The sequence below is a fragment of the Streptomyces sp. JLSY215 genome (assembly GCF_059682825.1).
Window position 1 is genome coordinate 4,168,308 of the sequence record NZ_CM185022.1, and the last position, 23,471, is coordinate 4,191,778.

Consider the following 23,471-nt stretch of genomic DNA (forward strand, 5'->3'; position numbering starts at 1 on the left):
AACGGCCACCGGGCCCGGCCGCATCACCCGCACGAGGTGACACCCGGCCCCCCGCGGTCACAGGAGACCGAGCTCCCGGGCGCGCCGTACGGCATCGCCGCGGCGGGAGACCGCGAGCTTGCGGTAGATGCTCCGCAGATGCGTCTTGACCGTGTTGACCGACAGATACATCGCCTCGGCGATCTCCTCGGTCGACATCAGCTCCGCGCCGTACCCGAGCACTTCGCGCTCGCGGTCGGTGAGCCGTTCCACCATGACGGGCGGCGCCGGTGGCCGGGCGGCCGTGCGGGCGGTGCCGTTGGCGTCCGCCGGACGGGCCGACAGCCAGGCCTGTCCGGCGGCCAGTTCGGGCCGCTGCTTCAGCAGCTGCGCCAGCCAGGGGCCCGCCTCGGTGAAGGGTCCGCGCAGCCGTTCGGGGCGGGCGGCGGCCAGCGCGTCGCGGAGCAGGCCGGCTGCCGTCCCGGTGTCCTGGGTCAGGGTCGCGGCGCGGGCCCGGAGCAGGCCGAGGCGGACCCGTTCGGCGACTCCCGGGTCCGGCCGGCGGTCCAGGGACGCGAGGAGGCCGAGGGCCCGGTCGGGGTCTCCGGCGGCGAGCCGGGCCTGGGCGAGGACGAGCGCCTGCGCCGCTCCGGCCGGGCCCCCTTCGTCCAGGGTGGCGAGCGCCGACGCGGGGTCGCCCAGGGCCAGCTGGGCCGCCGCCCGCGCGAGGGCGAGGCGCTGCGCCGGCCACGGCGCGAGGGGGCCGGCCGGCACGTTGCCCGTCCCGACGGCCGCGAGCGCGGCGGCCGGGCGGCCGCGCGCGAGGTCCAGCCGGGAGCGGATGACGGCGATCTCGGTGTCGGTGACCGGGTCGTGGCCCGCGTCGGGGGACGCGGATGCCAGGTCGAGACGGCGGCGGGCCTCGCGGAGTTCGGCGCGTTCGAGGGCGACAGCGGCCAGCGCGAGGTGGCCGGTGCCGGACCGGCAGGCCGGCGGAACGGACCGGTGCCGGGCGGCGTCGAGGGCGCGCAGGGCGTGCCGCTCGGCCTGGCGCAGCGCCCCGCGCCGGGACTCCATCAGGGCCAGCCGGCCGAGGCAGTGGTGCCGGACGGTGCGGGCCGCGTCGCCGGTGCAGCCCTCCGCCGCGTACGCGAAGGCCCGTTCGGCGTCGTCCGGCCGCCCGCCCAGCTGCAGGGCGCGGGCCAGCCCGTACCGCCGCAGCGCCTCGATCTCCGGGTGCGCCTCCATCAGTGGCCGCGGCACCTGTCCGGCGAGCTCGCGGATCCGCCGCGCTGCTTGACGTGCGCCGTCGCCGCCGTCGCCGCCGTCGGCACCGGACTCGGCGAGCAGGCGGAGCAGGGCGAGGGCGAGCCGGGTCTGCGGGGCGGGCCGTTCTCCGGGCGTGCGGAGGTCTTCCTCGGCCCGGTCCAGCCGCGCCCGAGCGCCCGCGGTGTCGTGGCGGGCGAGCGCGCCGGCCGCCGCGACCAGCGCGGGCGCCGCTCCGGCGAGTTCGTCGGGCAGGGGCGAGAAGAGCCGCGCCAGCCGGGGTGCCTCGGGGCCGGTGAGCAGCCGGCCGATCTCCAGGCGGCCGACCGTGCGCGCGCAGGCCCACTCCCAGTCCCCGGCCGCGGCGGCCTGTGCCACCGCCTCGGCGAGCCGTCCGTTGTCGGCGAGCCAGGTCGCGGCGCGGCGCCGCAACCGGGGTTCGAGGCCGGGCCGGTGATGGCGCAGATGCATGCGGAGCACCTCGGCGAACAGCGGCTGGTACCGGCACCACGGCGTGGCATCGATCGGCTCGACGAAGACATGGGCGCGGGTGAGGTGGGCCAGGATCCACTCGGCGTCCTCGCGGCCGGTCAGCGCGTTCGCCAGGTCCGGGTGCACCCGGTCGAGGATGCTGCCACGCAGCAGCAGATCCTGGGTGGCGGCGGGCTGGGCGGCGAAGACCTCGGTGAGCAGGTAGTCGGCGAGGGCGCTCTGGGACGCGGCGAACGACCGGGCGTAGCCGGCCGGGTCGTCGGCCCGCCGCATCTCCAGCGCACACAGCCGCAGCCCGGCCGCCCAGCCCTCGGTGCGCGCCAGGAGGGCGTCGACGCTGTCCTCGTACCGTCCCAGACCGTGCCCGCGCAGCAGCCGCGCGGCCTCCTGGCGGGTGAACGCGAGGTCGGCGCCGCGGATTTCCCGTATCCGGCCGTCGGCGCGGTAGCGGTGCAGCGGCAGCAGCGGGTCGACGCGGCTGATCAGCACCAGGCGCAGCTGCGGTGCCGCATGGGTCAGGACGAAGTCCAGGCCGTCGGCCACCGCCCGGCCGGGCACGCGGTCCAGGCCGTCGAGGACGAGGACGACCGGCCGGGGCAGCTGTGCCAGGGCGGCGGCGAGCCGCGCGAGCAGGGAGTGGTCGGCGATGTCGGCGGAGCCGGGCCGGCCCACCTCGTCCGGCAGCCCGACGCCGTGATGGCTCAACGCCTCCAGGACATAGGACCAGAACACCCCGGGCGCCGCGTCGTCGCGTTCGGCCGTCAGCCACGCGACCGGGCCCGGTGCGCCGCCCTCGCGGGCCCAGGTGGCGGCCAGCGTCGTCTTGCCGGCGCCCGCCGGGCCGGTGATCAGGGTCAGCGGCCGCCCCGCGGTGCCTTCGGTGAGCCGGTCCAGCAGCCGCTGCCGGCGGATGGCTTCCCGCGGCACGGACGGGACGGAGAACTGTGCGGCCAGCAGGGGGTCACCGGTCGGCCCCAGGTGTGGGGCGCCGCCGCGGCCGGAAGCCGGGGCGGTCGCCGGTGCCCGGGAGGTACGGGACTCCCCGTCGTCGTCCGCCGTCGCTGCGGCTGCGCTGCGGGGCATGGGCACCACCGTCCGGGTACGGCCATGGCCTCCTGGCGCCGCGCACCGCCCTCCGGCGCGTTCCGCCGGGCGGTGCGGACCGATCCGTTGCGTTGCACCGCTTCGCGCCTTCCGAAGGCCCCGTTCCCCTCCATCTTCACGGCCTCCGAAGCATGATCGCCATCCGGGGCGCGGGACCGCCCGCCCGACGACGTTCACCCGCCCGGGGTGATGCCGCGCCCGGCCGCCGGGCGTGGAATGGCAGGCGGCACGCCGGAGCGGGGACCCGCTCGGCAGCGGGGACGCGCACGGCACGGGAGTCGCCATGGATACGGATGCCGGCGCACACGACCGCGGAACACAGCGCTGGTCCGCGCTGCTGGCCCTGACGGCGGCGGCCGCGGCGGCCTTGGTGCTGCTCGTGTTCGCCGGCCTCCGGAGCTTCGCTCTCCTGGGTGTGGGACTGGCCGGACTCGCCCTCGCCGCCGCGGGCATCTGGTGGACGCTGGCGCGCCGCGGGCTCATCAGGGTGCTCGCGGGCACCCTGGCCGCCGTGGCGCCGGCCGTGGTGCTCGCGCTGTACGCCTGGGCCGGTCTGCTGTGGGTGGTGTTCGTCGCGCTCGCCCTGTGGACCCTGGCGGTCTCCGCCGGCGGGGCCGCGCTCAGCCGGGACGCCCGGCGGGCCCGCGCGCCGGGAGCCCGCACCGCTCCGCCCCAGCGCCCGTTCCTCGTGATGAATCCCCGTTCCGGCGGGGGAAAGGTGGGCGCCTTCCACCTGAAGGAACGGGCCGAGGAACTCGGCGCCGAGGTGCATCTGCTGGACACCGCTCACCACGAGGACGTGGTCGCGCTGGCGCGCGGCGCCGTGACCGCGGGCGCCGACCTCCTGGGGGTCGCGGGCGGCGACGGCACCCAGGCCATGGTCGCGGGCGTGGCCGCGGAACACGGCATCCCGTTCCTGGTGATCTCGGCCGGCACCCGCAACCATTTCGCGCTCGACCTCGGTCTGGACCGCGACGATCCGGCGAGCTGCCTCGACGCCCTCACCGACGGCGTCGAACTCCGGGTCGACCTCGGCTTCATCGACGGGCGGGCCTTCGTCAACAACGCCTCCTTCGGGACGTACGCGGCGGTCGTACGGAGCCCCGCCTACCGCGACGACAAGGTGCGGACCACCCTGGAGCTGCTGCCGGACCTGCTGACGCACCAGCGCGGCCCGCGGCTGACCGTGCGCGCGGCGGGCACGGCCCTCGACGGGCCGCAGGCGGTCCTCGTCAGCAACAACCCCTACCGCATGGGCGATCCGGCCGGACTGGGACGGCGGGAGGACCTGGATGCGGGCGTCCTCGGGGTCCTCGGCATCACCGTCGACAACGCGGCGCAGGCGGCCGGGATCCTGCGCGGCAGGCACGGGCCGGGCCTCACCGCGCTGACCGCCCGGGAGGTCGTCGTCGACGCCGACGAGCCCGAGATCCAGGCCGGCGTCGACGGCGAGTCGCTCACCCTGCCGACGCCCGTCCGCTGCACGATCCGGCCCGGGGCGCTGCGCGTGCGCGTGCCGCGACGCCGCCCCGGTGTGCCGCGGCCGAAGCCCCCGATGGACTGGCGGCGGCTGCGCGCCCTCGCCCTGGGGCGGGACCATCCCGCGACCGGGCCCGCCCCCTCGGACCGGCCCTAGCTGGGCCGCGCCGGGCCCCGAAGCGGCGAACGGGACGGACCGCAAAGGAAGTTGCCGCACCCGCCCCGAAGACCCGCCCGGCGGCCCGGAACACCGCGCCGTCGCCCGGGAAAACATCTGCCATGGCCATGCAATCCGCACGCGCTAAGGTGCACCCGCAATCTGTTCGGGCGTGCTCAGGCGTGCGGGAAAAAGTAGGTCTCACGGTGTCCGATCTGGGACGGCTCATCGCCGACCGTTACCGGCTGGTGGAGCGTGTGGGCCGCGGCGGCATGGGCACCGTGTGGCGGGCCGAGGACGAACTGCTCGGCCGGCACGTCGCCCTGAAGAAGCTGCACGTTCCCCCGCATCTGCAGGACGACGAGATCCGGCGGCTCCACGAGCGGACCCGCCGCGAGGCCCGCAGCGCCGCCCGGATCACCCACCCCAATGTGATCGTGGTGCACGACGTCGTCGACGACGAGGGCCTGCCGTGCATCGTCATGGAGTACGTCCCCTCGGTGACGCTCGGCGATGTCCTCAAGCGGCAGGGCACCCTGCCGCCGGAAGAGGCGGCCCGGATCGGGCGCATCATGGCCGCCGCGCTGCGTGCCGCGCACGACGCGGGAGTGCTGCACCGGGACGTCAAGCCCGCCAATGTCCTGCTCGGCGACGACGGGCGCATCGTCCTCACCGACTTCGGGATCGCCGTGGAGTCCGGGACCCCGTCGCTGACCAGGACCGGTGAGCTGGTCGGGTCGGTCCAGTACCTCGCGCCGGAACGCCTCCGCAGCACGATCGCCGAGCCCGGCCCCGCCTGCGACCTGTGGTCCCTCGGCGTGACGCTGTACCAGGCGGTCGAGGGACGCCCGCCGTTCGGCCGCGACACCGCGATCGAGACGGCGTACGCCATCGCCGCCGAGCCGTACGCACCCCCGCGCGGTGCCGGGGCGCTGGCCCCGGTGATCGAGGGGCTGCTGCGGAAGGAACCCGGCCGGCGCATGGCCGCCGACGAGGCGGAACGGCTCCTGGGCCGGGCGGCCGGTACGGGGAGCGCCGCCGACGGCGAGGCGCCCACGCGGCCGGAGCGCGCGAGCGACGCCGTGACTCCCGTGCGCGGGGCGCGGCGCGGCCGGCGCACCGCGCTGTGGACCGTCGCGGCGGTGGTGGCCGCCGCCACCGCGACCGGCGGCGTACTGCTGTGGTCCCGAAGCGGTGCCCCTTCGGTGCAGGGCCACCCGTCCCCGGCCACGGCCTCCGGCCGCGCGCCGGCGGCCAGTCCTTCCCCGCCGCCGCCGGTTCCCGCCGGATACCACCTCGTGGAGGCCGGCCAGGGCTTCTCCGTCCCGGTACGGGACGGCTGGACCCCCAAGGACATGCCCGGCGGTGAAATGGCGTACATCGACCCGTCCCAGCGGGTGTCCCTGCGGGTCGACGTCGTCCGGTTCGCGGGGTCCGATCCGCTCCGGCACTGGCGGGAGACCGAAGAGGACCAGACGCGCCGCGACAACCCGGGCTATGAGCGGGTCAGGATGGCCGCCTCGGCGTTCCGCGGACGGCCCGCGGCGTACTGGGAGTTCACCTTCCAGGGCCGGCTGCGGCAGTACCGGGCGGTGGAGCTGGCCTTCAGCGGCACCGACGACACGCAGTACGTGGTCTACCTCTCCGCGCCGAACGCGCAATGGAACCAGTACCGGCCGGTCTTCGACGCCACCGTCAAGGGGATCCGGCTGCGCGAAGCGGCCTCATGAGGGTGTCGGGGCGTCGTCAATGCGGCACCCCGGGAGCCACCGCCGCGGCGAAGTCCGCGGCGAAGCCGCACAGATCCCGTTGCGGGCCTGCACCGGACGGCGCGACATGCACGATCGCCTGTCCGAACGACGTGGGCCACAGGACCGCACAGCCGTTGGCGTTCCCCGAGGCCGTCGCGGAGGGCACGCCGGCCACCGGGATCGGCGTCGGCGACGGCGACATGGGCACGTCCTTCGTGTAGATGAGGTGGAACACGGCCATTGCGGTGGTGCCCGTGCCGTAATAGGTCCATTGGCATGACTTCAGCCCGGCGTTGGGGTCGGCGGGATTGTCGGGCCGGCCCGCGTCCAGTCCCCATTGCCTGGCCGTGGTGGCGTCGACCGCCGCGCACGGGTCGGACGCGGCGCCGGAGCCGGACGCCGTCGTCGTGGGGTAGCTCCCGGGCGGCCCGTCCGAGCGGTCCGGGGTGTCGTCGCGGGCCAGCAGCCAGATCCCGGTGCCGGCCGCCGCGGCCAGCACGGCCACGGCGAGCGCCACGATCAGCAGGCGCCCACGCCTGCTGCCCGGCGGCGGCCCGTGCGGATGCGGCGGCGAAACCCACTCCTGTCCGTCCTCATCCCATTGGCCCACTCGGCCCACTCGGTCCACTGGGTCCACGCCAACTACCCCTGTCTGCCGAAGAGTTGCGTGATCGCTTGCACGACGGACGCCGCCGAGGCCAGCCCGGCCGCGGCCGTCGCCCCGAAGTCGAGCCGTTCGCGCAGCCACTGCAGACGGCCGCGCCGCACCTGCCCCGTGGCGCCGATCTCCTCCTCGGCCTCGGCGAGCCGGGCGTCGATCTCGGCGGTCTCCTCGTCGGGGCGGAGCAGGCCCAGCTGCTCGCGGAGGGTGCGTACGGCCGCGAGGAGTTCGGGGGTGGCGTCGATGAGCTGCGTCGAGGCGTCGAGGGCCGCGGCGTGCGGACCCACGGCCGCGGCGCCTCCGGTCATGACGCCGATCCCGATGCCGCCGGGGGCGGCCCGCGGCGGTACGGGCGGGCCCTCGCTCCCGGGCGGGGAGGGCGGTGGCGCCGACGGGCCGACGCGCCGCGAGCGGTCCTCGGCGGTGGCGCCCTCCCCCGCCGCCACCGCGCCACCGGTCAGCACGCCGATGCTGATGCCACCCGAACTCTCCTGTGGCGATGGGTGGTTGACGGGCGCGCCGTCCCCCTCGTCCGCCGCCGGGTCCTGCCTCCCCGTGGTCACAACAGACCGCCCTTCGTCTCCGCCGCCGCGTCCACCTGCTTCGCCGAGGCCCGCTCGCCCGACGCGACCGCGCCCCCGCTCATCTTCCCGATGAAGACCCCGCCGCCGTTCACGTTGATGACGTACTGCTCGAACTCGCCCGTCTCGTAGCCCTTCGTCCGCAGCGCCTCCCGCACCCCGCTCGCGATGCGGTCCTGCAGCGTCTTCACATACCGGCTGATGTCCATCTCCTGGAGCAGCGAGACCTCCTTCACGCTCCCCAGCTCCCGCACCGACGTGACCGGCCCGTCCGGGATCGCGTACTGCGGGAGCGTCAGCCAGGTACGGAAGACGGAGACGGCCGTGTGGACCAACGAGATCCCGGCGGCGCAGCCGGCCGCGGGGCCGGCGAGCAGGCCGCGTACCGCCTCGCGCAGCACGTCCTCCGCGGGGCGCGCGGCGATCACGTCCACCGACTTGAACTCCGGGCGCACCGGGGTCAGGACGTGCGGCACGACCTCCAGGACCAGCATCCCGCCCTGGGTGTGGACGCGGGCCAGGAGGGAGACCCCGACCTGTTCGTCCCAGGCGCCGACCCGGACCCGCAGGAAGTGCCGGCGCGCCTCGCCGCCCTCGCCGACCGCGCCGTCGAGATGCCGCTGGACGGCTTCGGGCTCGTACGTGACCTGGTCGCGGGCGGCGCCGACCGGCAGATAGACCATCTCGTCGATTTCGAGGGAGCGCAGCCGGTCGCGGCTGCTGGCCGCCGCCGAGGTGCGCAGGGCCTCCAGGCGTGGCGTGATGAGGTCGATGACCTCGCGTCCCGTGAGCGGCGCGGCCCCTTCCCCGGCACTCGTCCCGGCGTCCGGCCGCGTCGGATCCAGCCGCTTGCGCGGCTCCGGCCCCGTCCGCCGCTTCAGTTCCATGACGAACGACCACGGCTGGTAGGGCTCGCCGGCGCCGACGAACGGCCGGAAGGGGTCGTAGATCGCCAGGCTCGCATGCTGCTCGCGGTCGATGGCGGCGCCGATGCGCCGGTACTGGTCGCGCTCCGGCAGCTCCTCCCGGGGCACCTTGGCGTACGCGGCCCGGCTCAGCTTGCGGCGCATGACGGAGACGGTGTGCGCCCGGTACACCCACAGGGGCGGCACCAGCAGGGCCGGGAACACCACGGCCGCCCAGGCGTTGGCGCCGACGAACAGCGTGTAGAGCACGGCCGCCCAGTATCCGGCCGTCACGACGAACGGCAGGACCGGCAGCACCGCCTTCAGCCGGCCGCGGGTGGCCTCCTTGAGCACCGAGCGGCCGAGGGTGAAGACGGCGCCGCTGCCGCCGCGCACGCTCCAGCACACGAAGCAGACCACGGCGTACCCCAGGAACCAGGGGATGGGCAGCACCGTGTCCGATCCGACGCCGGCGAGCCCCAGCCAGATGAACGCCGCCCAGACGGCCATCAGCACCAGCGCGGTCTGCGCCTCCCGGCGGCGGGCGTACAGCGCATGCGCGAGGACCGGCAGGGCGTCGATGCCGAGCGAGGGGGCGATCGGGCGCTCCTCGTGCTCGACCAGCTGCCCGATGACGCGGCGGCGGAACCCGCTGTCGAAGTAGACCCCCGCGCACAGCAGCCTGGTGGCCTCGCTGCGGAGGTGCTGCGGCGCCGCGTCCGCATGGGGCGGCGCTCCGGATTGACCAGGCACGATCACGCACCCTTCGATGGTCGAACTCCCTCTCCCTTTAGGGATGGTGAGCGAGTTGCAGTAGGTGCAGTATGGCGCCGCCGCACTGCGCCCGGAAGGGATTTCCGCCCGGTCCGGATACGGCTCCGCACCCGCTTCGCGCCGCCGCGTGCGTCGCATTTCCGCGCTCCCGACGCACCGCGCATGTCGCATTTCCGCGCCCTCGCCCCGTGGCCTCGCAGGGCGCGGACGGAGGCGCGGCCGGGCGGAGATCACACAGTGCGCGACAAGTCCAGTGTCACACCGGGGGATCCATCGCGACATGTCCGAAGTGCGGGGCGGGCCTTCAAGAAATCTCCACCGTAGCGTCACACCCCCCACGTGCTGCGGTGAGTGGAGGCCGTTAGCGTTACTGCCCGCTCGAAATCGCGTGCGACCTTGATCAGGTCGCCGCCGTCCCCCTCCGGCGGCGCAGTCAGCACAGAAAGATCCCAGATGGACTACTGCTCGTCGTGCCACCGGATTCTCAATGGGGCCCTGGTATGCCCCGGGTGCGGTGATTACGCACCCGACATAGCCCCGTCCGCCCACCGCCCGGACCGCCTGGACCGGCTGGCGGCCGCTCCCGCGGCATGGGAGGCCTGGCCCGCCACGGACGCTCCCGCGCCGGCAGCGCACCGGGGCACCCCGCTCGCCGACACCGCACCGATGGACGGCGCGGCCAAGGCCGTGGACGCCGCCGAGCCCGACGGCCCCGGCGGCCCCGACACCTCCTCCGCCACCGGGCAGGGCCGGGCAGCCCGGCGCCGGCAGCTGGCCCGCTGGAAGAAGCACCGGCGGCGGGCCGCGGCCGCAACGGCCTTCGCCCTCATCGGCGGCGGCCTGACCGTCAGCATGCTGCAGAACAAGCCCTCCCAGGCCCACGCGGCCTCGACGCCCGAGCCGGAGAAGGTGGGTACGCCCCGGACGGAGCCCGCCGCCTCCGCGTCGAAGGAGCCGGACGCCGGGGACACCCGCCACCACGACTCCCGCCCCTCCCGGGCGGCCGACCGGCCGCAGAGCACCCACCGGCAGCAGACCACCGCCGCCACTCCGCCCACCACGACGGCCCGGCAGCCGAAGACCACCACCGCCGGCCACCCCCTCGCGGCCCCGCACACGTCGCCGCACACCGACTCCGCGCCGGCCGGGCAGCCCCAGGGCCGCCACCGCGCCGCCCCGGCACCGGCGACGTCCGCCCCCGCACCGGCCGACGACTCCGCCACGGCCCCCGCGGCGTCGAGCCCGGCGCCCACCGCGCCGAGCACCCCGGCCGCCGAGCCCGCCCAGCAGAGCAAGCCAACACACCTGTGCCTGCTGGGAGTTGTCTGCATCGGCTAGTGCTGCCGCCGTTCCCGGGCCGCGCGGCGGCCCGGGAGGCGCGGGGCGGGTCCACGGTCGTCTTATACGTAAAGTGTGGGCCATGTCGGAGGATTCGCCCCTCATCCAGAGCCTGCGTACGGCCGTTGCCGCGGCGCCCGGCGATGTCCCGCTGCGGCTGCACCTGGCGCAACTCCTGCTGGACGCGGGCCTGCACGACGCGGCCGTCGCGGAGGTGGCCGTCGCGCTGCAGCACACCCCCGGTGACGCGCAGGCGCGGGAGCTGATGGCCCGCGCCATGGGAGCGCCGTCTCCCACCGGGCAGAGCGCGGCGCCCGCCACCGCGGCTCCGGCCCGTACCGCACGGCCGCCCGCGCCCCGTGCGGGCTTCGACTGGCGGGCCGCCGAGGAAGAGGTCGACGGCGTGGTCCCGCCCCGCTTCGTCGAGGCCCCGCTCGCCGACGACGGCGGCGACGGCGATGGAGCGGCATCCGCCTGGGACGTGGACGCGCCCGGCACCCTGCGCCTGGCGGACGTCGGCGGCATGCAGGAGGTCAAGGACCGGCTGGAGGCCGCCTTCCTCGCCCCCCTGCGCAATCCCGAACTGCGCAGGCTCTACGGCAAGAGCCTGCGGGGCGGACTGCTGCTGTACGGCCCGCCCGGCTGCGGCAAGACCTTCATCGCCCGCGCGGTGGCCGGTGAACTCGGCGCGGGCTTCCTGTCCGTGTCGATCAACGACGTACTCGACATGTGGATCGGCAACTCCGAACGCCATATGCACGAGGTGTTCGCCACCGCCCGCCGCCAGGCCCCCTGCGTGGTCTTCCTCGACGAGCTGGACGCACTCGGCGGCAAGCGCAGCCGCACCCAGCACAGCGGCCTGCGCAACACCGTCAACCAGCTGCTCACCGAGCTGGACGGCATCGCCGCCGAGGCCAACGAAGGCGTCTTCGTCCTCGCCGCCACCAACCTCCCCTGGGACGTGGACCTCGCCCTGCGCCGGCCCGGCCGCCTGGACCGCACCCTGCTCGTCCTGCCGCCCGACACGGCCGCGCGGGAGGCGATCCTCCGCTACCACCTGCGCGACCGCCCGATCGAGAACGTCGACCCGGCCAAACTCGCCAGGGCCACCGACGGCCTCTCGGGCGCCGACCTTGCCCATCTGTGCGAGTCCGCGGCCGAGATGGCGCTGCTCGACTCCGCCCGCACCGGCACCGTCCGCATGATCGGCATGACGGACCTGCTCGCCGCGGCACGGTCCGTGGTCCCCTCCACCGAGCCGTGGTTCGCGTCCGCACGCAATGTGGCGATGTTCGCCAACGACGGCGGGATGTACGACGACCTGCTCGGATACCTGAAGAAGAGGCGCAAGCTTTGACGGAGCGAGCCGTGACCGATCACCCCTCGGTCGTCCGGGCCGAGGCCCTCGTCGACCTCGGCCGGTACGACGACGCCAAGGCCGCGCTCGGCGCCCGTCTCGGCGAGGAACCCACCGACGTACGCGCCTGGCTGGAACTCACCCGGTGTCATCTGGCCGCCGGCGAGCGCGACGAGGCCGTCGAGGCGAGCGAAGCCGCCCTGAAGCTGGCGCCGGAGGACTACGCCACCCTCCACATGCGCGCCCGCGCCCTGCGCAGCGCCTCCCGCATGGTGGAGACGGGCGCGGCGCTGCGCGAGGCGCTCCGCGTCGACCCGCAGCGGTGGACGGCGTATGCCACGCTGGCCGAAATCCAGCCCTGGCTGCCGGACGGCGACCGCCAAGAGGGCGTGCGCCTGGGCCAGGAGGGGGTGCGGCTGGCGCCCGAGGAGCCGCGCGCGTACGAGTCCCTGTACAAGGCCGCGCTGCTGGCCGGCGACCAGGAGACGGCACAGCGGACGCTGGTCGCCCTGCGGCGCCTGGACCCCACGAACGCGCTGGCCGTGGTCATGCAGACGGACCAGGCGGCGCAGTCCCCGGGCGTGAAGGCCGCGGCCGCGGCAGGTCTGTACGCCGAAGCGCTCACCACGGTCCCCGACTCGCCCTGGCTCCGCGGCGGCCTCGACCAGGCCACCTACCGGCTGCTGCGCGGCGTCCGCTGGCTGGCGCTGCTGTGCGTGGCGGCCGCCGGCGCCATGATCGACCTCTTCCCGAAGGACGGCGCCGTGCCGCGGGACCTGCCGATCCCGCTCGGCAACCGCCTCTACATCCTCCTGCCCATGGCCGCGATCTGGGGCTTCGGCGCCTGGCGCCGCTACCGCCGGCTGCGCGTCGGCGTCCAGCTGAATGTGCGGTCCCTGGTGCGCCGCCGCCGCTGGGCCCGCGTCGTGCTCGCCCAGGCGGCCTGGGCGATGCTCTGCGCCCTGCTGATCTCCCAGGTGCCGTGGACGGACCGCGGCGTGCCCGAAGTGCTGTTCTGGGCGGGGCTCGTGCCCACACTGGCCACCGTCTGGTTCGACCGGAACAAGCGGCGCTGAGCCCGGCGGCGCGGATGTCCGCCCGTCTGCAAGTCTGCAAGTTCGCAAGTTCAGAAGTCCGCAAGTCCGGTCCGGAGAAGGGACGTTGAAGGCATATGTCCGTCATTCATCACGTCGCGTTGAAGCCCACCAAGCTGGAGCTGCTGACGCCCTGGCTCCCCCGGCAGCCCTGGTACGCGGGCTCGGGGCAGCGTCAGCCGGAACTGGCCAAGGCCGGCGGTTTTCGGCTCGATGACCCGGACGGGGAGGTCGGGATCGAGTTCATGGTGGTCGCCGATACCTCCGGTGACCGGCCGGTCGTCTATCACGTACCGCTCACGTACCGGGGAGCGCCGCTCGACGGGGCCGACCATGCGCTCGTCGGCACCCTCGAACACGAGGTGCTCGGATCGCGGTGGGTCTACGACGGAACCCATGACCCGGTGCTCGTTGCGCAGCTGTTCGCCCTGATCGGCGGCACCGCCGAACCGCAGGCCCAGAGCCTCACCGACACCCCGGACCCGACCGTCGCCAGGTCCTTCTCCGGGTCCTTCGCGGGGTCCGGCGTCGTGGGCTCCGCCGTCGCGGGCAACGGGCCGCAGGGCACGGACGTCGTGGTGGAGACCGCCGCCGCGGCATCCGGCCCGGTGTCCGTGGGAATACGGGTCCACCGCGTGCTCCGCCCCGCCGCGGACACGGCGCGGACACCCGGGCACGTCACCGCCGACTGGCTGCTGCCGGACGGCACCAAGGAGCGCGGCCCCTTCGCCGTCGTGCAGGGCGACGCGGCCGGGGTCGGGTCCGCCGGATAGCGGGCGGCACCGCGGGGAAAGGCCGAGGCCGTTGGCGGTCCGGGGCGTCCGTACCGCCCCGGACCGCCGTCGCCGACGGTGACCAACGGCACACGTACCGGCCAGTAGCGTGACCGTCCCGCGGCTCTAAAGTGAGGCCCGGATGACCGCCGGCGGGCGCCGTCGGCGGCCCGAACCCCTCGATCCGACCAGGGAGACTGCATGCGCTCTCCGAAGGACTTCTTCCGCCCGTTGGCCGTCGGTGCGCCGACACCGGTGCGGGAAGTGCCGTTTCTGCCGTCCCGGATGATCCACTTCTTCGACCCGGGCAACGCGAAGATGGCGGCGAAGGTGCCGTCCATCGCCCCCACCGTCGATGTCCTGCTCGGCAACCTGGAGGACGCGGTCGCCGCCGACCGCAAGGAGGCGGCCCGGTCGGGCCTGGTGGAGATCGCCAAGGCCACGGACTTCGGCGAGACCCAGCTGTGGACGCGGATCAACAGCCTGGACTCGCCGTGGGCGCTGGACGATCTGCTGACGCTGGTCACCGAGATCGGCGACAAGCTCGACGTGATCATGGTGCCGAAGGTGGAGGGCGCCGAGGACATCCACTACGTCGACCGGCTGCTCGCCCAGCTGGAGGCGAAGGCCGGTGTGCAGCGGCCGATCCTCGTCCACGCCATCCTGGAGACCGCCTCCGGCGTCGCCAATGTGGAGGAGATCGCCGGGGCCAGCCCCCGGATGCAGGGCATCTCCCTCGGCCCCGCCGACCTGGCGGCCAGCCGCCGGATGAAGACGACCCGGGTGGGCGGCGGCCACCCCGGATATCTCGTACGCGAGGATCCGCACGCCGGGAGCGCGGACGCGCCGCGCGCCACCTTCCAGCAGGACCTGTGGCACTACACCCTCGCGCGGATGGTCGACGCCTGTGCGGCGCACGGAATCCTGCCGTACTACGGGCCGTTCGGCGACATCAAGGACACCACCGCCTGCGAGGACCAGTTCCGCAACGCCTTCCTGCTGGGCTGTGTCGGCGCCTGGAGCCTGCACCCGGTGCAGATCGGCATCGCCAAGAAGGTCTTCTCGCCCCCACCCGCCGACGTCGCCTGGGCCCGCCGGGTCATCGAGGCGATGGGCGACGGCACCGGCGCGGTGATGCTCGACGGCAAGATGCAGGACGACGCCACGTACAAGCAGTGCCAGGTGGTCGTCGGGCTCGCGGACGCGCTCGCCGCCCGCGACCCCGAGCTGCGCGACGCCTACGCAGCGGCCGAGCCCCAGCAGAACAAGGAGTAACTCCCATGTCCGACGCGACCCTGCGGCCGCGCCGCTCCGTCCTCTACATGCCGGGCGCCAACGCACGCGCCCTGGAGAAGGCCAGGACGCTGCCCGCCGACGCGCTGATCCTCGACCTGGAGGACGCCGTCGCCCCCGACGCGAAGGCCGACGCCCGCGAGCGCGTCGCGGCCGCCGCGGCCTCCGGGGAGTACGGCCACCGCGAGGTGACGATCCGGGTCAACGGGCCGGGCACCGCCTGGCACGCCGACGATCTGCGGGCCGCCGCGGAGGCCGGCCCGGACGCGGTCGTGGTGCCCAAGGTGGAATCCGCCGAGACCGTACGGGAGGTCGAGCGGGCGCTGGAGGCGGCCGGCGCCCCGGACCGTACGGCGATCTGGGCGATGGTCGAGACGCCGCGGGCGATGCTGGACGCCCGTGCGGTGGCCGGCGCGAGCGAACGACTGACCGTGCTGGTGATGGGCACCAACGATCTGGCCAAGGAGCTGCACGCCGAGCACGTACCGGGCCGGGCGCCGCTGCTGACCGGGCTGTCGCTGGCGCTGCTGGCGGCCCGCGAGTCCGGCAAGGCGATCCTGGACGGGGTCTACAACGACGTCCAGGACCTGGCGGGCTTCGAGGCCGAGTGTGTGCAGGGACGGCAGTTCGGCTTCGACGGCAAGACGCTGATCCATCCGTCGCAGGTCGGGCCGTGCAACGAGGTCTTCGCTCCGTCCGACGCCCAGGTCGCCCATGCCCGCCGGATCATCGAGGCGTTCGACCTCGCCACCCGCGAAGGGCGCGGCGTCGTCACCGTGGACGGCCGGATGATCGAGAACCTGCACGTCGAGGACGCCCGCCGGATCCTCGCCCTCGCCGACGCGATCGCGGGACGCTAGGACGCGGCCGAAGGGCCGGAGTCAGCGGCCGGGCGGAGGGTGAGGGTGCCCTCCGCCCCGTCGACGGTGCACGGGCCGAAGCCGTCGGCGATCCGGTCCAGGAGCGCCCGCAGCCATTGGGTGTCCTCGGGCGAGGCGTGCCGCAGGCGCATCCGCCGGGCCTGGAGCGGCGCGATCCGCAGGGCGTGCAGCCGGCCGGTGTCCGGCTCCAGCGAGGCGAGGTAGAGCGGGCGCAGATCGTCGCGGTAGCGCTCGAAGCCGGTGATGCCCTCGTAGTCGTCGATGAAGTCGCCGCAGCCGTGGAGGATCAGCTTGCCCCGGTAGAGCTCCAGGGGGCGGGGGTGGTGCGAGGAGTGCCCGTGGACGAGGTCCACGCCGCCGTGGATCAGCGCATGGGCGAAGGCGATCTGCTCGCGGGAGACCTGGTAGCCCCAGTTGGAGCCCCAGTGCACCGAGGCCACCGCCACATCGCCCGGCCGCTTCGCCTCCTGGACCCGTCCGGTGATCTCGGCCGCGGCGGCGTCCGACGGCCCGGCCACGAAGGCGACCCCGCTGCGCCGCGCGGTCGCGGCCCACAGATGCGGGATCCCGCTGGACGGCATCCCGAAGGAGAAGACCAGCACCCGGCGGCCGCCGCCGAGGGGCACGCTCGCCGGCCGCCAGGCCGCGGCGGCGTCCTCGCCCGCCCCCGCCGTCCGCAGCCCCGCGCCCGCCAGGCTGTCGAGCGTCTCCGTCAGTCCGGGGCGGCCGAAGTCCAGGACGTGGTTGTTGGCCAGTACGCAGACGTCGGGGCGGCCGGCGGCCAGGCAGGGCAGGTTCGCGGGGTGCATCCGGTAGTGGATCCCCTGACCCGGGGCGAAGGTGTCGCTGCGCGTGACGCCGGTCTCCAGGTTGATCACGCGGGCGGCGGGCGCGGCCTTCTCCAGCACCGCCGGTGCGTCCCCCCACGGCCAGGAGAAATCGACCGGCCGGGGAATGGGGCCGTGCGCCTCCTCCGCCAGCACCACATAGTCGCGGGCGTCGCGGATGAAGCCCTCCCGCAGCGCCGGATCCCCGGCATGCGGCAGGATCTGGTCCACTCCGCGGCCGAGCATCACATCGCCGCAGAGGGACAGCGTGACCACGTCAGGGCCCATTCCTCCAGGCTAGGGCCTGTCCGGCGGGTCAGCGGGCGCCGGTGGCCGCCGCCGTACGGGCCTTCAGCGCCTGCGCCCCGATGGCCAGCGTCACCCCCAGCAGCAGCACATAGAACACCCCGATCTTGTTCAGGTCGTCGAGGAAGAACCAGACGGCCGTCAGGGCGGTGAACCAGAACGCCACCAGCGCGAAGCCGCCCGCCCGTTCGTCGCGGTAACCGGCGGCGAGGCAGAGCGCGGCGACGATGGCCAGGACCAGGGCGATGATGACGTAATGGGTCTCCCAGCCGACGTAGCCGCGGGAGAGCTGCGACCACGCCGCGACGGCCTCCGCCACGGGCCCCCAGGCCACCGCGCAGGCGAGCCGCGCGGACCACAGCAGGAACACCGCCCCGGCCGCGGCGGCGAGCAGGGCGACGCGGTGGAACTGGCCGACCTCGATCATGTCCGTACGGGATATCGCCACGGACAGGACGCAGCCGAGCAGCGCGACCGCGCCCTCGGCGGTGGGGCGGAACACCACGCGCAGCGGTCTTCTCCGGCGGGCGGGCGGCGGCGCGGGGGCCACCGGCTCCGGGGCCGGGGCCTCCGGGGCGGCGGCTTCGGGAGCGGCGGCCTCAGGGCCGGGAGCGGTTGCGGTGGCCGCACCCGCGCCCGGCGCCGCATCCACCGTGGTGGGCGTCCGTACCGCGGCGGCCGGCACCGGCCCGCCACGGGCGGCCGCACCGACCGCCGCCCTCATCGCGGCGGCGTCCGCGAAACGGTCCCCCCGGTCCTTGCGCAGCGCCGTGACGATCACCGCGTCCAGGGCGGGCGGCAGCTCCGGGCGGAGGCGGGAGGGCGGCACGGGTTCGGCGGCCAGGTGCTGGTGCATGACGGAGAAGGGCGAGTCGCCGGTGTACGGGGGACGCCCGGTCAGCAGCTCGTAGAGCAGGCAGCCCACGGCGTACAGGTCGGTGCGGTGATCGGTCTCATGGCCGTTGATCTGCTCCGGCGCCAGATAGGCGGGCGTGCCGACGGCCACGCCGGTGCCGGTCAGCCGGGTGGCCACCTCGCTGAGCGCCTTGGCGATGCCGAAGTCGACGACCTTGACCGTGCCCGCGGCGGTGAGCATGACGTTCGCGGGCTTGATGTCGCGGTGGACGATGGCGTGCCGGTGGCTGTGTTCCAGGGCGTCGAGCACCTGGCCCGTGATGTCGGCCGCCTGCGCCACGGGCAGCGCGCCGTCGTGCAGGACGCGGCTGAGGGTCCGGCCCGCCACGTACTCCATCACCAGGTACGGCTCGATGCCGCCGCCGGCGTCGTCCTCGCCCACGTCGTGCACGGTGGCCACGCCGGGGTGATTGAGCGCGGCGGCGGCGTGCGCCTCGCGCTGGAAGCGGGTGCGGAACTCCGGCTGCTGCGCCAGTTCGGCGGAGAGGGTCTTCACCGCGACGGTCCGGCGCAGCCGGTGGTCGACGGCCCGGTGGACCGTCCCCATACCGCCGTGCCCGAGCTGCTCCACCAGCTCGTAGCGCTCCCCCAACATCCTGTGCTCCACCGGGTTCCTCCACGGACCGTTCATGCCAACACGCGGGAAGACGGTGTGGAGTGCGCACGGGTTCCCGGACCGCCGGCGCGTGGGTGGCCGCCCGCGTCGTCAGCCGGTCGGCAGCCAGGCCGTCTGCACCAGCTGGGCTCCTCCCTTGCGGCTGACGAACCGGGCGCGGCCCGGAGGCAGCGGGACCGGCCGGTGGTTGCCGAGGAGCGCACCCTCGCTGGGATCGCCGGACAGCAGCAGGCCCTGGGCGCCCAGCTCCTTGACCCGCTGGGTCACCGGCTCGAACGAGGACCGGCCGGCGCCCGAGGAACTGCGCGCGATGATCAGACGCAGGCCGATGTCGCGGGCGAACGGGAGGTACTCCAGCAGCGGGTGGAGCGGATTGCCGCTGCTGGTCGCCACCAGGTCGTAGTCGTCCACGATCACGAACGCATCCGGCGCGTCGTACCAGCTGCGGTTGCGCAGCTGCTCCGGTGTGACGTCCGGACCCGGCATCCGCCGGCCCATGGAACCGGCCAGATCGGCGATGGTTTCCGCCAGCTGCGGAGGAGTGCCGCAGTACCTGGACAGATGGTCCTCGGGTATCCCCTCGAGCAGCGACCGGCGGTAGTCCGCGACGACCATCAGCGCCTGCTCGGGCGTGTAGCGCCGCGCGATCTGCCGGGCGAGCAGGCGCAGCACCGACGTCTTGCCCGCTTCGCTCTCGCCGTAGACGACGAACAGCGGGTCGGTCTCGAAGTCGATGAACGCCGGGGACAGCGTCGTTTCGTCGACGGCGAAGGCGACACCGCGGCCGGGGTGGTCGCCGCTCCCCGGCAGGTCCTCGACCGACAGCAGCGCCGGCAGCATCCGGACCGGCGGCGCCGGCGGGCCCGGCCAGCGCGCGTCGACCGAGGAGACCAGGTGTGCCAGACCGCCGGCGAGCGATTCGACGTCGCTGGAGCCGTCCAGGCGCGGCAGGGCCATGAGGAGGTCGTACTTGTCCGGCGACAGTCCGCGTCCGGGACGCCGTGCCGGCACGTTCGCCGCCCGCCGGCGGTCGACCTCCGACTCCATCGGGTCGCCGAGCCGCAGCTCGACGCGGTTGAGGAGCTGGTCGCGCAGGGCGGGCCGCAGGTCGGCGTACCGGGTGGTGCCGATGATCAGGTGGATGCCGAAGCCGAGGCCCCGGGTGGCGATGTCCAGGATCGTCGGGTCGAGGTGGTCGTAGTCCGTGCGGAATGTGGACCAGCCGTCGACCACCAGGAAGACATCGCCCCATGCCTGGTCGGGGAAGCTCCCGGCCGCCCGGCGCTGCCGGTAGGTGGCGATGGAGTCGATGCCGTTGGCGCGGAAGAACTCCTCGCGCTCGTCGAGGATGCCGGCCACCTCGGCGACCGTGCGGCGCACCTTGTCGGGCTCCAGACGCGAGGCGACGCCGCCGACATGCGCCAGGCCCTCCAGATCCAGCAGGCCGCCACCGCCGAAGTCGATTCCGTAGAACTGCACTTCGCGCGGTGTGTGGGTCAGGGCGAACGCGGCGATCACCGCGCGGAGCGCCGTCGACTTGCCCGACTGAGGACCGCCGACGACCAGGCCGTGGCCGGCGGCGCCGGAGAAGTCCAGGTACAGCACGTCGCGGCGCTGCTCGAACGGCTTGTCCATCAGCGCGACCGGCACCACGAGCCCGCCGAGCGCGGGGTACTGCGGCGGGTGGATGCCGCGCTCGTGCGAGGCGGCCAGCTCCGGCAGCAGCTGGTCCAGGGACGGCGGCTCCTCCAGCGGCGGCAGCCACACCTGATGCGCCGGGCGGCCCTGTCCCTCCAGCCGCTGCGCGATGACGTCCAGGACCGTATCGGCCGGCGCGTCGTCCCCGTCCGGGAGTTCGCCGGCCCCGTCCCCCCGATAGCGCTCGGAGACATACGCGGCCCTGAACTCGACCATCACCTCGGCGTCGTACTTGAGGATGCCGGCACCCGGCGCACTGGGAAGGTTGTAGGCATCGGGCACGCCGATCGCCGCCCGCGACTCCGCCGCGGAGAACGTCCGCAGACCGATCCGGTACGACAGATAGGAATCCAGCCCCCGGAGCCTGCCTTCTTCCAGCCGCTGCGAGGCGAGCAGCATATGCACCCCCAGCGAGCGGCCGATCCGGCCGATCTGGGTGAACATATCGATGAAATCGGGCTTCGCGGTCAGCAGTTCACTGAACTCGTCGACCACGATGACCAGCGACGGCAGCGGTTCCAGCGGCGCACCCGCGGTCCGCGCCCGCTCGTAGTCGTTGATGTTGGGGTAGTTGCCCGCGCTACGGAGCACTTCCTGGCGGCGGTTCAGCTCACCGGTGATCGCGTCGTTCATCCGGTCCACCAGCGTCAGCTCGTCGGCCAGGTTGGTGATCACCGCCGCCACGTGCGGCAGCTGCCACATACCGGCGAAGGTCGCGCCGCCCTTGAAGTCCGCGAGGATGAAGTTCAGCGTCTCCGAGGAGTGCGTGACGGCAAGGCCCAGCACCAGAGTGCGCAGCAGCTCGGACTTGCCCGACCCGGTGGCGCCGATGCACAGGCCGTGCGGGCCCATGCCCTCCAGCGCGGCCTCCTTGAGGTCGAGCATGACGGGCCGGCCGTCGGTGTCGACGCCGATCGGTACCCGTAGCCGCTCGTACGCGGTCCGGGGCCGCCAGGTGACGGAGACATCGACCGCGCCCGCGTCGCCGATGCCCAGCAGCTCGGTGAAGCGCAGCGGGTGTTCCTGGGTCCGGGGCGCCGTCGGGGGATCGTCGTCCGGTACGAGCCGCGACCAGCCGCCGAGCGCCTCCTTGCCCAGCTCGGCGGCCGCCTTCGCGAGGTCGTCCACCGCCACCACCCCGTCCGTGCGGGGCAGCGCGATATGGACGTAGCGCTTCTCGGCGCGGTCGTTGCACAGGGCCACGCCGGGGGTGGCGGGCGTCAGGCGGGCGGCGAGCTCGGGGTGGACGATCGAGCCGTCCGGGGAGCTGAGCGGCAGCTCGAAGCGGGTCAGCATCACCTCTAGCAGGGGCCTGGGGAGGGCGGACCAGTGCGTGGTGCTCACCGCGAGGTGGACGCCGTGCCGCAGGCTGGTGGAGCCGATCCCCCGGACCGCCAGCGCCAGGTCCTGGAAGTTGTCGGCGAATTCGGACCAGCCGTCGACCACCAGGAAGACATCGCCCACGGGCTGGTCGGCGAGCTCACCACGGGCACGGGCGGCGCGGTAGGCCTCGATGGAGTCGACCGACGGGAGGCGTTCGAAGTCGTTCTCGCGCCGGGTGTTGAGCCAGACGGCCTGCGAGACCATGCGGTGCACATCGTCGGGGTGCTGACGTCCCGCGATGCCGCGTACATGCGGCAGATGGGCCAGGCGCCGCAGGCCGCCGCCGCCGAAATCGATGCAGCGGAACTCGATTTCGTGCGGGGTGTGTGTCAGGGCCAGCGAGGTCACCAGGGTCTGGAGGAACAGGGTCTTGCCGCTGCGCGGGCCGCCGGCCACGGCGACATGCCCCGCTCCGCCGGACAGGTCGACGCAGTGGGTGTGGACGCGGCGGCCCTCGACCCGGTGCGACCGTCCGATCGGGGTGATCAGTCTGCCGCTGTCCGGCCAGCCCTCGGCGGTCAGCCCGCGGTGCTCGGTCGCGACGATCGGCGGCAGGAGCTGGTCGACGGTGGCGAGCGGGGACGGCCCGTCCGCTTCCGTCAGACCGGGGAACGGGCGATGCGCGTGCGGCGCGGCCTTCGAAAGCCGTAGCCGGCTGCCGCCTTGGATGTCGTGACCGAAGAACATGGGCTTTTGCTCATGCGTCCGGCCCACGGCCTCGGCGACATAGTCGTAGAGCTCCTGCGCGGTGACCCAGCCGTCCTCGTCCAGATCGGCTTTGCCCGTGGTCAGGCCCTGGATCACCGAGCGGGTGAAGACCGAGCTCCACTCCGTCGCACCGCCCGTCGCGGTCTCGTCCTCCACCGCTTCCTGAATGGCGTTGGAGGCCGTGATCACGACGCTGCCGCGCTGGGCCACGAACTGCTGCGGGAAGTCGTCGAGGGCGGTGTCGCCCTTGGAGAATCCGAACGCGCCGGAGAAGCAGCAGTCCAGCAGGGCAATCTTCTGCTTCGCCGGGCTGTATTCCATCGAGTCCTTGATGAATTCCGCGGATACCGAGGTGGCACGGATCAGTTCGCGGCTGGTCTTGACGGTGGCGAAGTGCAGGCGGCCCCGGCTGTCCTTCAGCCCGTGGCAGGAGAGATAGACCAGCGCCAGATCGACACCCCGGTCGCGGAAGAGCCGCTCCACCGCCTCCTCGATGACCGTCTTCGACTCATCGACCAGGACCTGTACGGAATCGAACTGGCCGATGTCGGGGTCCTCGAGGAGGGCGGCCAGCTTGCGGGCGTCGTGTACGGGGGAGCGGAGCTGCGGAAGATTCTGGTCCAGGTAGCGTTCGGTGGCGATCAGCAGGGCGCGCCGCTCACCCACCGGCAGGTCCTCCGCCGGCCGGTCCTCCGCCGGCCGGCCCCCCGGCTTCCGGCTCCTCGGCGGCCAGCGACCGGATCCAGGCGTCCACGGCCGCATCCTGCGCCTTCTTCGACGCCCCCGTGAGTTCCAGTCGGCGCTCCCCGCTGACCAGGACGGCCTTACGGGCTCCGCCGCGCTTGATCCAGTCCCGGACGACGAGGGTCAGCGAGCGCAGGAGGGCGACCGAGAACCCGCCGCTGACCAGGAGCGTCCCCACCGATTCCAGCAGTCCGCTCTTGCCCCCCGCGGCTCCCGGCACGCTCGCCCGGACGACGTCCGGCAGATCGAGCAGCAGCAGCTCCTGCTGAAGCTGCCGGGTCAGCTCGTCCAGCTCCTGGTCGTCGGTGTCCTCGTCGTGGACGACGAGTGTGAGGTCCCCCGTGATCGCCATGCGTCACCTCTCTGGTTTCCCGAGGATTCTAATGGCA

General features: G+C 73.9%; 16 protein-coding genes. 8 read left to right on the forward strand and 8 right to left on the reverse strand.

Translation table 11 applies throughout. The features are described 5' to 3' along the window. Window positions 1-57 precede the first annotated feature (57 nt). The gene (locus tag AC5677_RS18605) at window positions 58-2,820 is read right to left on the reverse strand and encodes a winged helix-turn-helix domain-containing protein (protein WP_497196132.1); all 2,763 of its coding nucleotides are present in this window, start codon (window positions 2,818-2,820) and stop codon (window positions 58-60) included. A gap of 304 nt (window positions 2,821-3,124) precedes the next feature. On the opposite strand from AC5677_RS18605, the gene AC5677_RS18610 reads away from it, so the two are divergent. Beyond that, on the forward strand, window positions 3,125-4,477 hold the full coding sequence (locus tag AC5677_RS18610; protein WP_497196133.1) for a diacylglycerol/lipid kinase family protein: 1,353 nt from the start codon (window positions 3,125-3,127) through the stop codon (window positions 4,475-4,477). 206 nt (window positions 4,478-4,683) lie between these two features. Beyond that, the gene (locus AC5677_RS18615; RefSeq protein WP_497196134.1) at window positions 4,684-6,207 is read left to right on the forward strand and encodes a serine/threonine-protein kinase; all 1,524 of its coding nucleotides are present in this window, start codon (window positions 4,684-4,686) and stop codon (window positions 6,205-6,207) included. Window positions 6,208-6,223: 16 nt separating this feature from the next. Here the strand turns inward: AC5677_RS18615 and AC5677_RS18620 are convergent, their stop codons facing one another. Genes AC5677_RS18620 through AC5677_RS18630 form a run of 3 tightly spaced genes read right to left on the reverse strand, consistent with a single transcriptional unit; the run spans window position 6,224 to window position 9,128 of the window. Then, a complete protein-coding gene (locus AC5677_RS18620) occupies window positions 6,224-6,838 on the reverse strand; it encodes a DUF3558 family protein (RefSeq protein ID WP_497196135.1) in 615 nt (204 codons plus the stop codon). Window positions 6,839-6,870: 32 nt separating this feature from the next. Further along, window positions 6,871-7,452 carry a hypothetical protein gene (locus AC5677_RS18625; protein ID WP_497196136.1) on the reverse strand — a complete coding sequence of 194 codons (582 nt, stop codon included), beginning with the start codon at window positions 7,450-7,452 and terminating at the stop codon, window positions 6,871-6,873. Then, the gene (locus tag AC5677_RS18630; RefSeq protein ID WP_497196137.1) at window positions 7,449-9,128 is read right to left on the reverse strand and encodes an AbeC-like domain-containing protein; all 1,680 of its coding nucleotides are present in this window, start codon (window positions 9,126-9,128) and stop codon (window positions 7,449-7,451) included. Before AC5677_RS18630 ends, AC5677_RS18625 begins: the two co-directional genes overlap by 4 nt. Before the next feature lie 474 nt (window positions 9,129-9,602). Between AC5677_RS18630 and AC5677_RS18635 the strand changes: the two genes are divergently transcribed. The 6 genes from AC5677_RS18635 to AC5677_RS18660 all read left to right on the forward strand — a co-directional run bounded on the left by AC5677_RS18635 (window position 9,603) and on the right by AC5677_RS18660 (window position 15,864). After that, window positions 9,603-10,487 carry an SCO2400 family protein gene (locus AC5677_RS18635; RefSeq protein ID WP_497196138.1) on the forward strand — a complete coding sequence of 295 codons (885 nt, stop codon included), beginning with the start codon at window positions 9,603-9,605 and terminating at the stop codon, window positions 10,485-10,487. Window positions 10,488-10,569: 82 nt separating this feature from the next. Next, the gene (locus AC5677_RS18640) at window positions 10,570-11,844 is read left to right on the forward strand and encodes an ATP-binding protein (RefSeq protein ID WP_497196139.1); all 1,275 of its coding nucleotides are present in this window, start codon (window positions 10,570-10,572) and stop codon (window positions 11,842-11,844) included. Between the two features lie 11 nt (window positions 11,845-11,855). After that, entirely contained in the window at window positions 11,856-12,920 is a 1,065-nt protein-coding gene (locus AC5677_RS18645) for a tetratricopeptide repeat protein (protein WP_497196140.1), read from the forward strand. Window positions 12,921-13,015: 95 nt separating this feature from the next. Then, a complete protein-coding gene (locus AC5677_RS18650) occupies window positions 13,016-13,711 on the forward strand; it encodes a maltokinase N-terminal cap-like domain-containing protein (protein ID WP_497196141.1) in 696 nt (231 codons plus the stop codon). Window positions 13,712-13,912: 201 nt separating this feature from the next. After that, the gene (locus AC5677_RS18655) at window positions 13,913-14,986 is read left to right on the forward strand and encodes an HpcH/HpaI aldolase/citrate lyase family protein (protein WP_497196142.1); all 1,074 of its coding nucleotides are present in this window, start codon (window positions 13,913-13,915) and stop codon (window positions 14,984-14,986) included. A 5-nt stretch (window positions 14,987-14,991) separates the two neighbouring features. Continuing rightward, entirely contained in the window at window positions 14,992-15,864 is an 873-nt protein-coding gene (locus AC5677_RS18660) for an HpcH/HpaI aldolase/citrate lyase family protein (protein WP_497196143.1), read from the forward strand. On the opposite strand, the gene AC5677_RS18665 is transcribed toward AC5677_RS18660, so the two are convergent. The 4 genes from AC5677_RS18665 to AC5677_RS18680 all read right to left on the reverse strand — a co-directional run bounded on the left by AC5677_RS18665 (window position 15,861) and on the right by AC5677_RS18680 (window position 23,434). Next, window positions 15,861-17,000 carry a CapA family protein gene (locus AC5677_RS18665; RefSeq protein ID WP_497196144.1) on the reverse strand — a complete coding sequence of 380 codons (1,140 nt, stop codon included), beginning with the start codon at window positions 16,998-17,000 and terminating at the stop codon, window positions 15,861-15,863. The genes AC5677_RS18660 and AC5677_RS18665 overlap by 4 nt on opposite strands. Window positions 17,001-17,028: 28 nt before the next feature. After that, window positions 17,029-18,540, reverse strand: coding sequence for a protein kinase domain-containing protein (locus AC5677_RS18670; RefSeq protein ID WP_497196145.1), 1,512 nt, complete (start codon window positions 18,538-18,540; stop codon window positions 17,029-17,031). A gap of 99 nt (window positions 18,541-18,639) precedes the next feature. Next, complete coding sequence (gene eccCb, locus AC5677_RS18675; RefSeq protein ID WP_497196146.1) at window positions 18,640-23,004, reverse strand: type VII secretion protein EccCb; 4,365 nt, start codon at window positions 23,002-23,004, stop codon at window positions 18,640-18,642. Beyond that, window positions 22,997-23,434: a hypothetical protein gene (locus AC5677_RS18680; RefSeq protein ID WP_497196147.1), complete on the reverse strand. Its 438-nt coding sequence runs from the start codon at window positions 23,432-23,434 to the stop codon at window positions 22,997-22,999. Before AC5677_RS18680 ends, eccCb begins: the two co-directional genes overlap by 8 nt. Between the last annotated feature and the right edge of the window lie 37 nt (window positions 23,435-23,471).

Coding starts and splice junctions, on each gene's coding strand:
- AC5677_RS18605 (WP_497196132.1), bottom strand. CDS start 2,820: ATGCCCCGCAGCGCAGCCGCAGCGACGGCGGACGACGACGGGGAGTCC.
- AC5677_RS18610 (WP_497196133.1), top strand. CDS start 3,125: ATGGATACGGATGCCGGCGCACACGACCGCGGAACACAGCGCTGGTCC.
- AC5677_RS18635 (WP_497196138.1), top strand. CDS start 9,603: ATGGACTACTGCTCGTCGTGCCACCGGATTCTCAATGGGGCCCTGGTA.
- AC5677_RS18640 (WP_497196139.1), top strand. CDS start 10,570: ATGTCGGAGGATTCGCCCCTCATCCAGAGCCTGCGTACGGCCGTTGCC.
- AC5677_RS18650 (WP_497196141.1), top strand. CDS start 13,016: ATGTCCGTCATTCATCACGTCGCGTTGAAGCCCACCAAGCTGGAGCTG.
- AC5677_RS18655 (WP_497196142.1), top strand. CDS start 13,913: ATGCGCTCTCCGAAGGACTTCTTCCGCCCGTTGGCCGTCGGTGCGCCG.
- AC5677_RS18660 (WP_497196143.1), top strand. CDS start 14,992: ATGTCCGACGCGACCCTGCGGCCGCGCCGCTCCGTCCTCTACATGCCG.
- AC5677_RS18665 (WP_497196144.1), bottom strand. CDS start 17,000: ATGGGCCCTGACGTGGTCACGCTGTCCCTCTGCGGCGATGTGATGCTC.
- AC5677_RS18680 (WP_497196147.1), bottom strand. CDS start 23,434: ATGGCGATCACGGGGGACCTCACACTCGTCGTCCACGACGAGGACACC.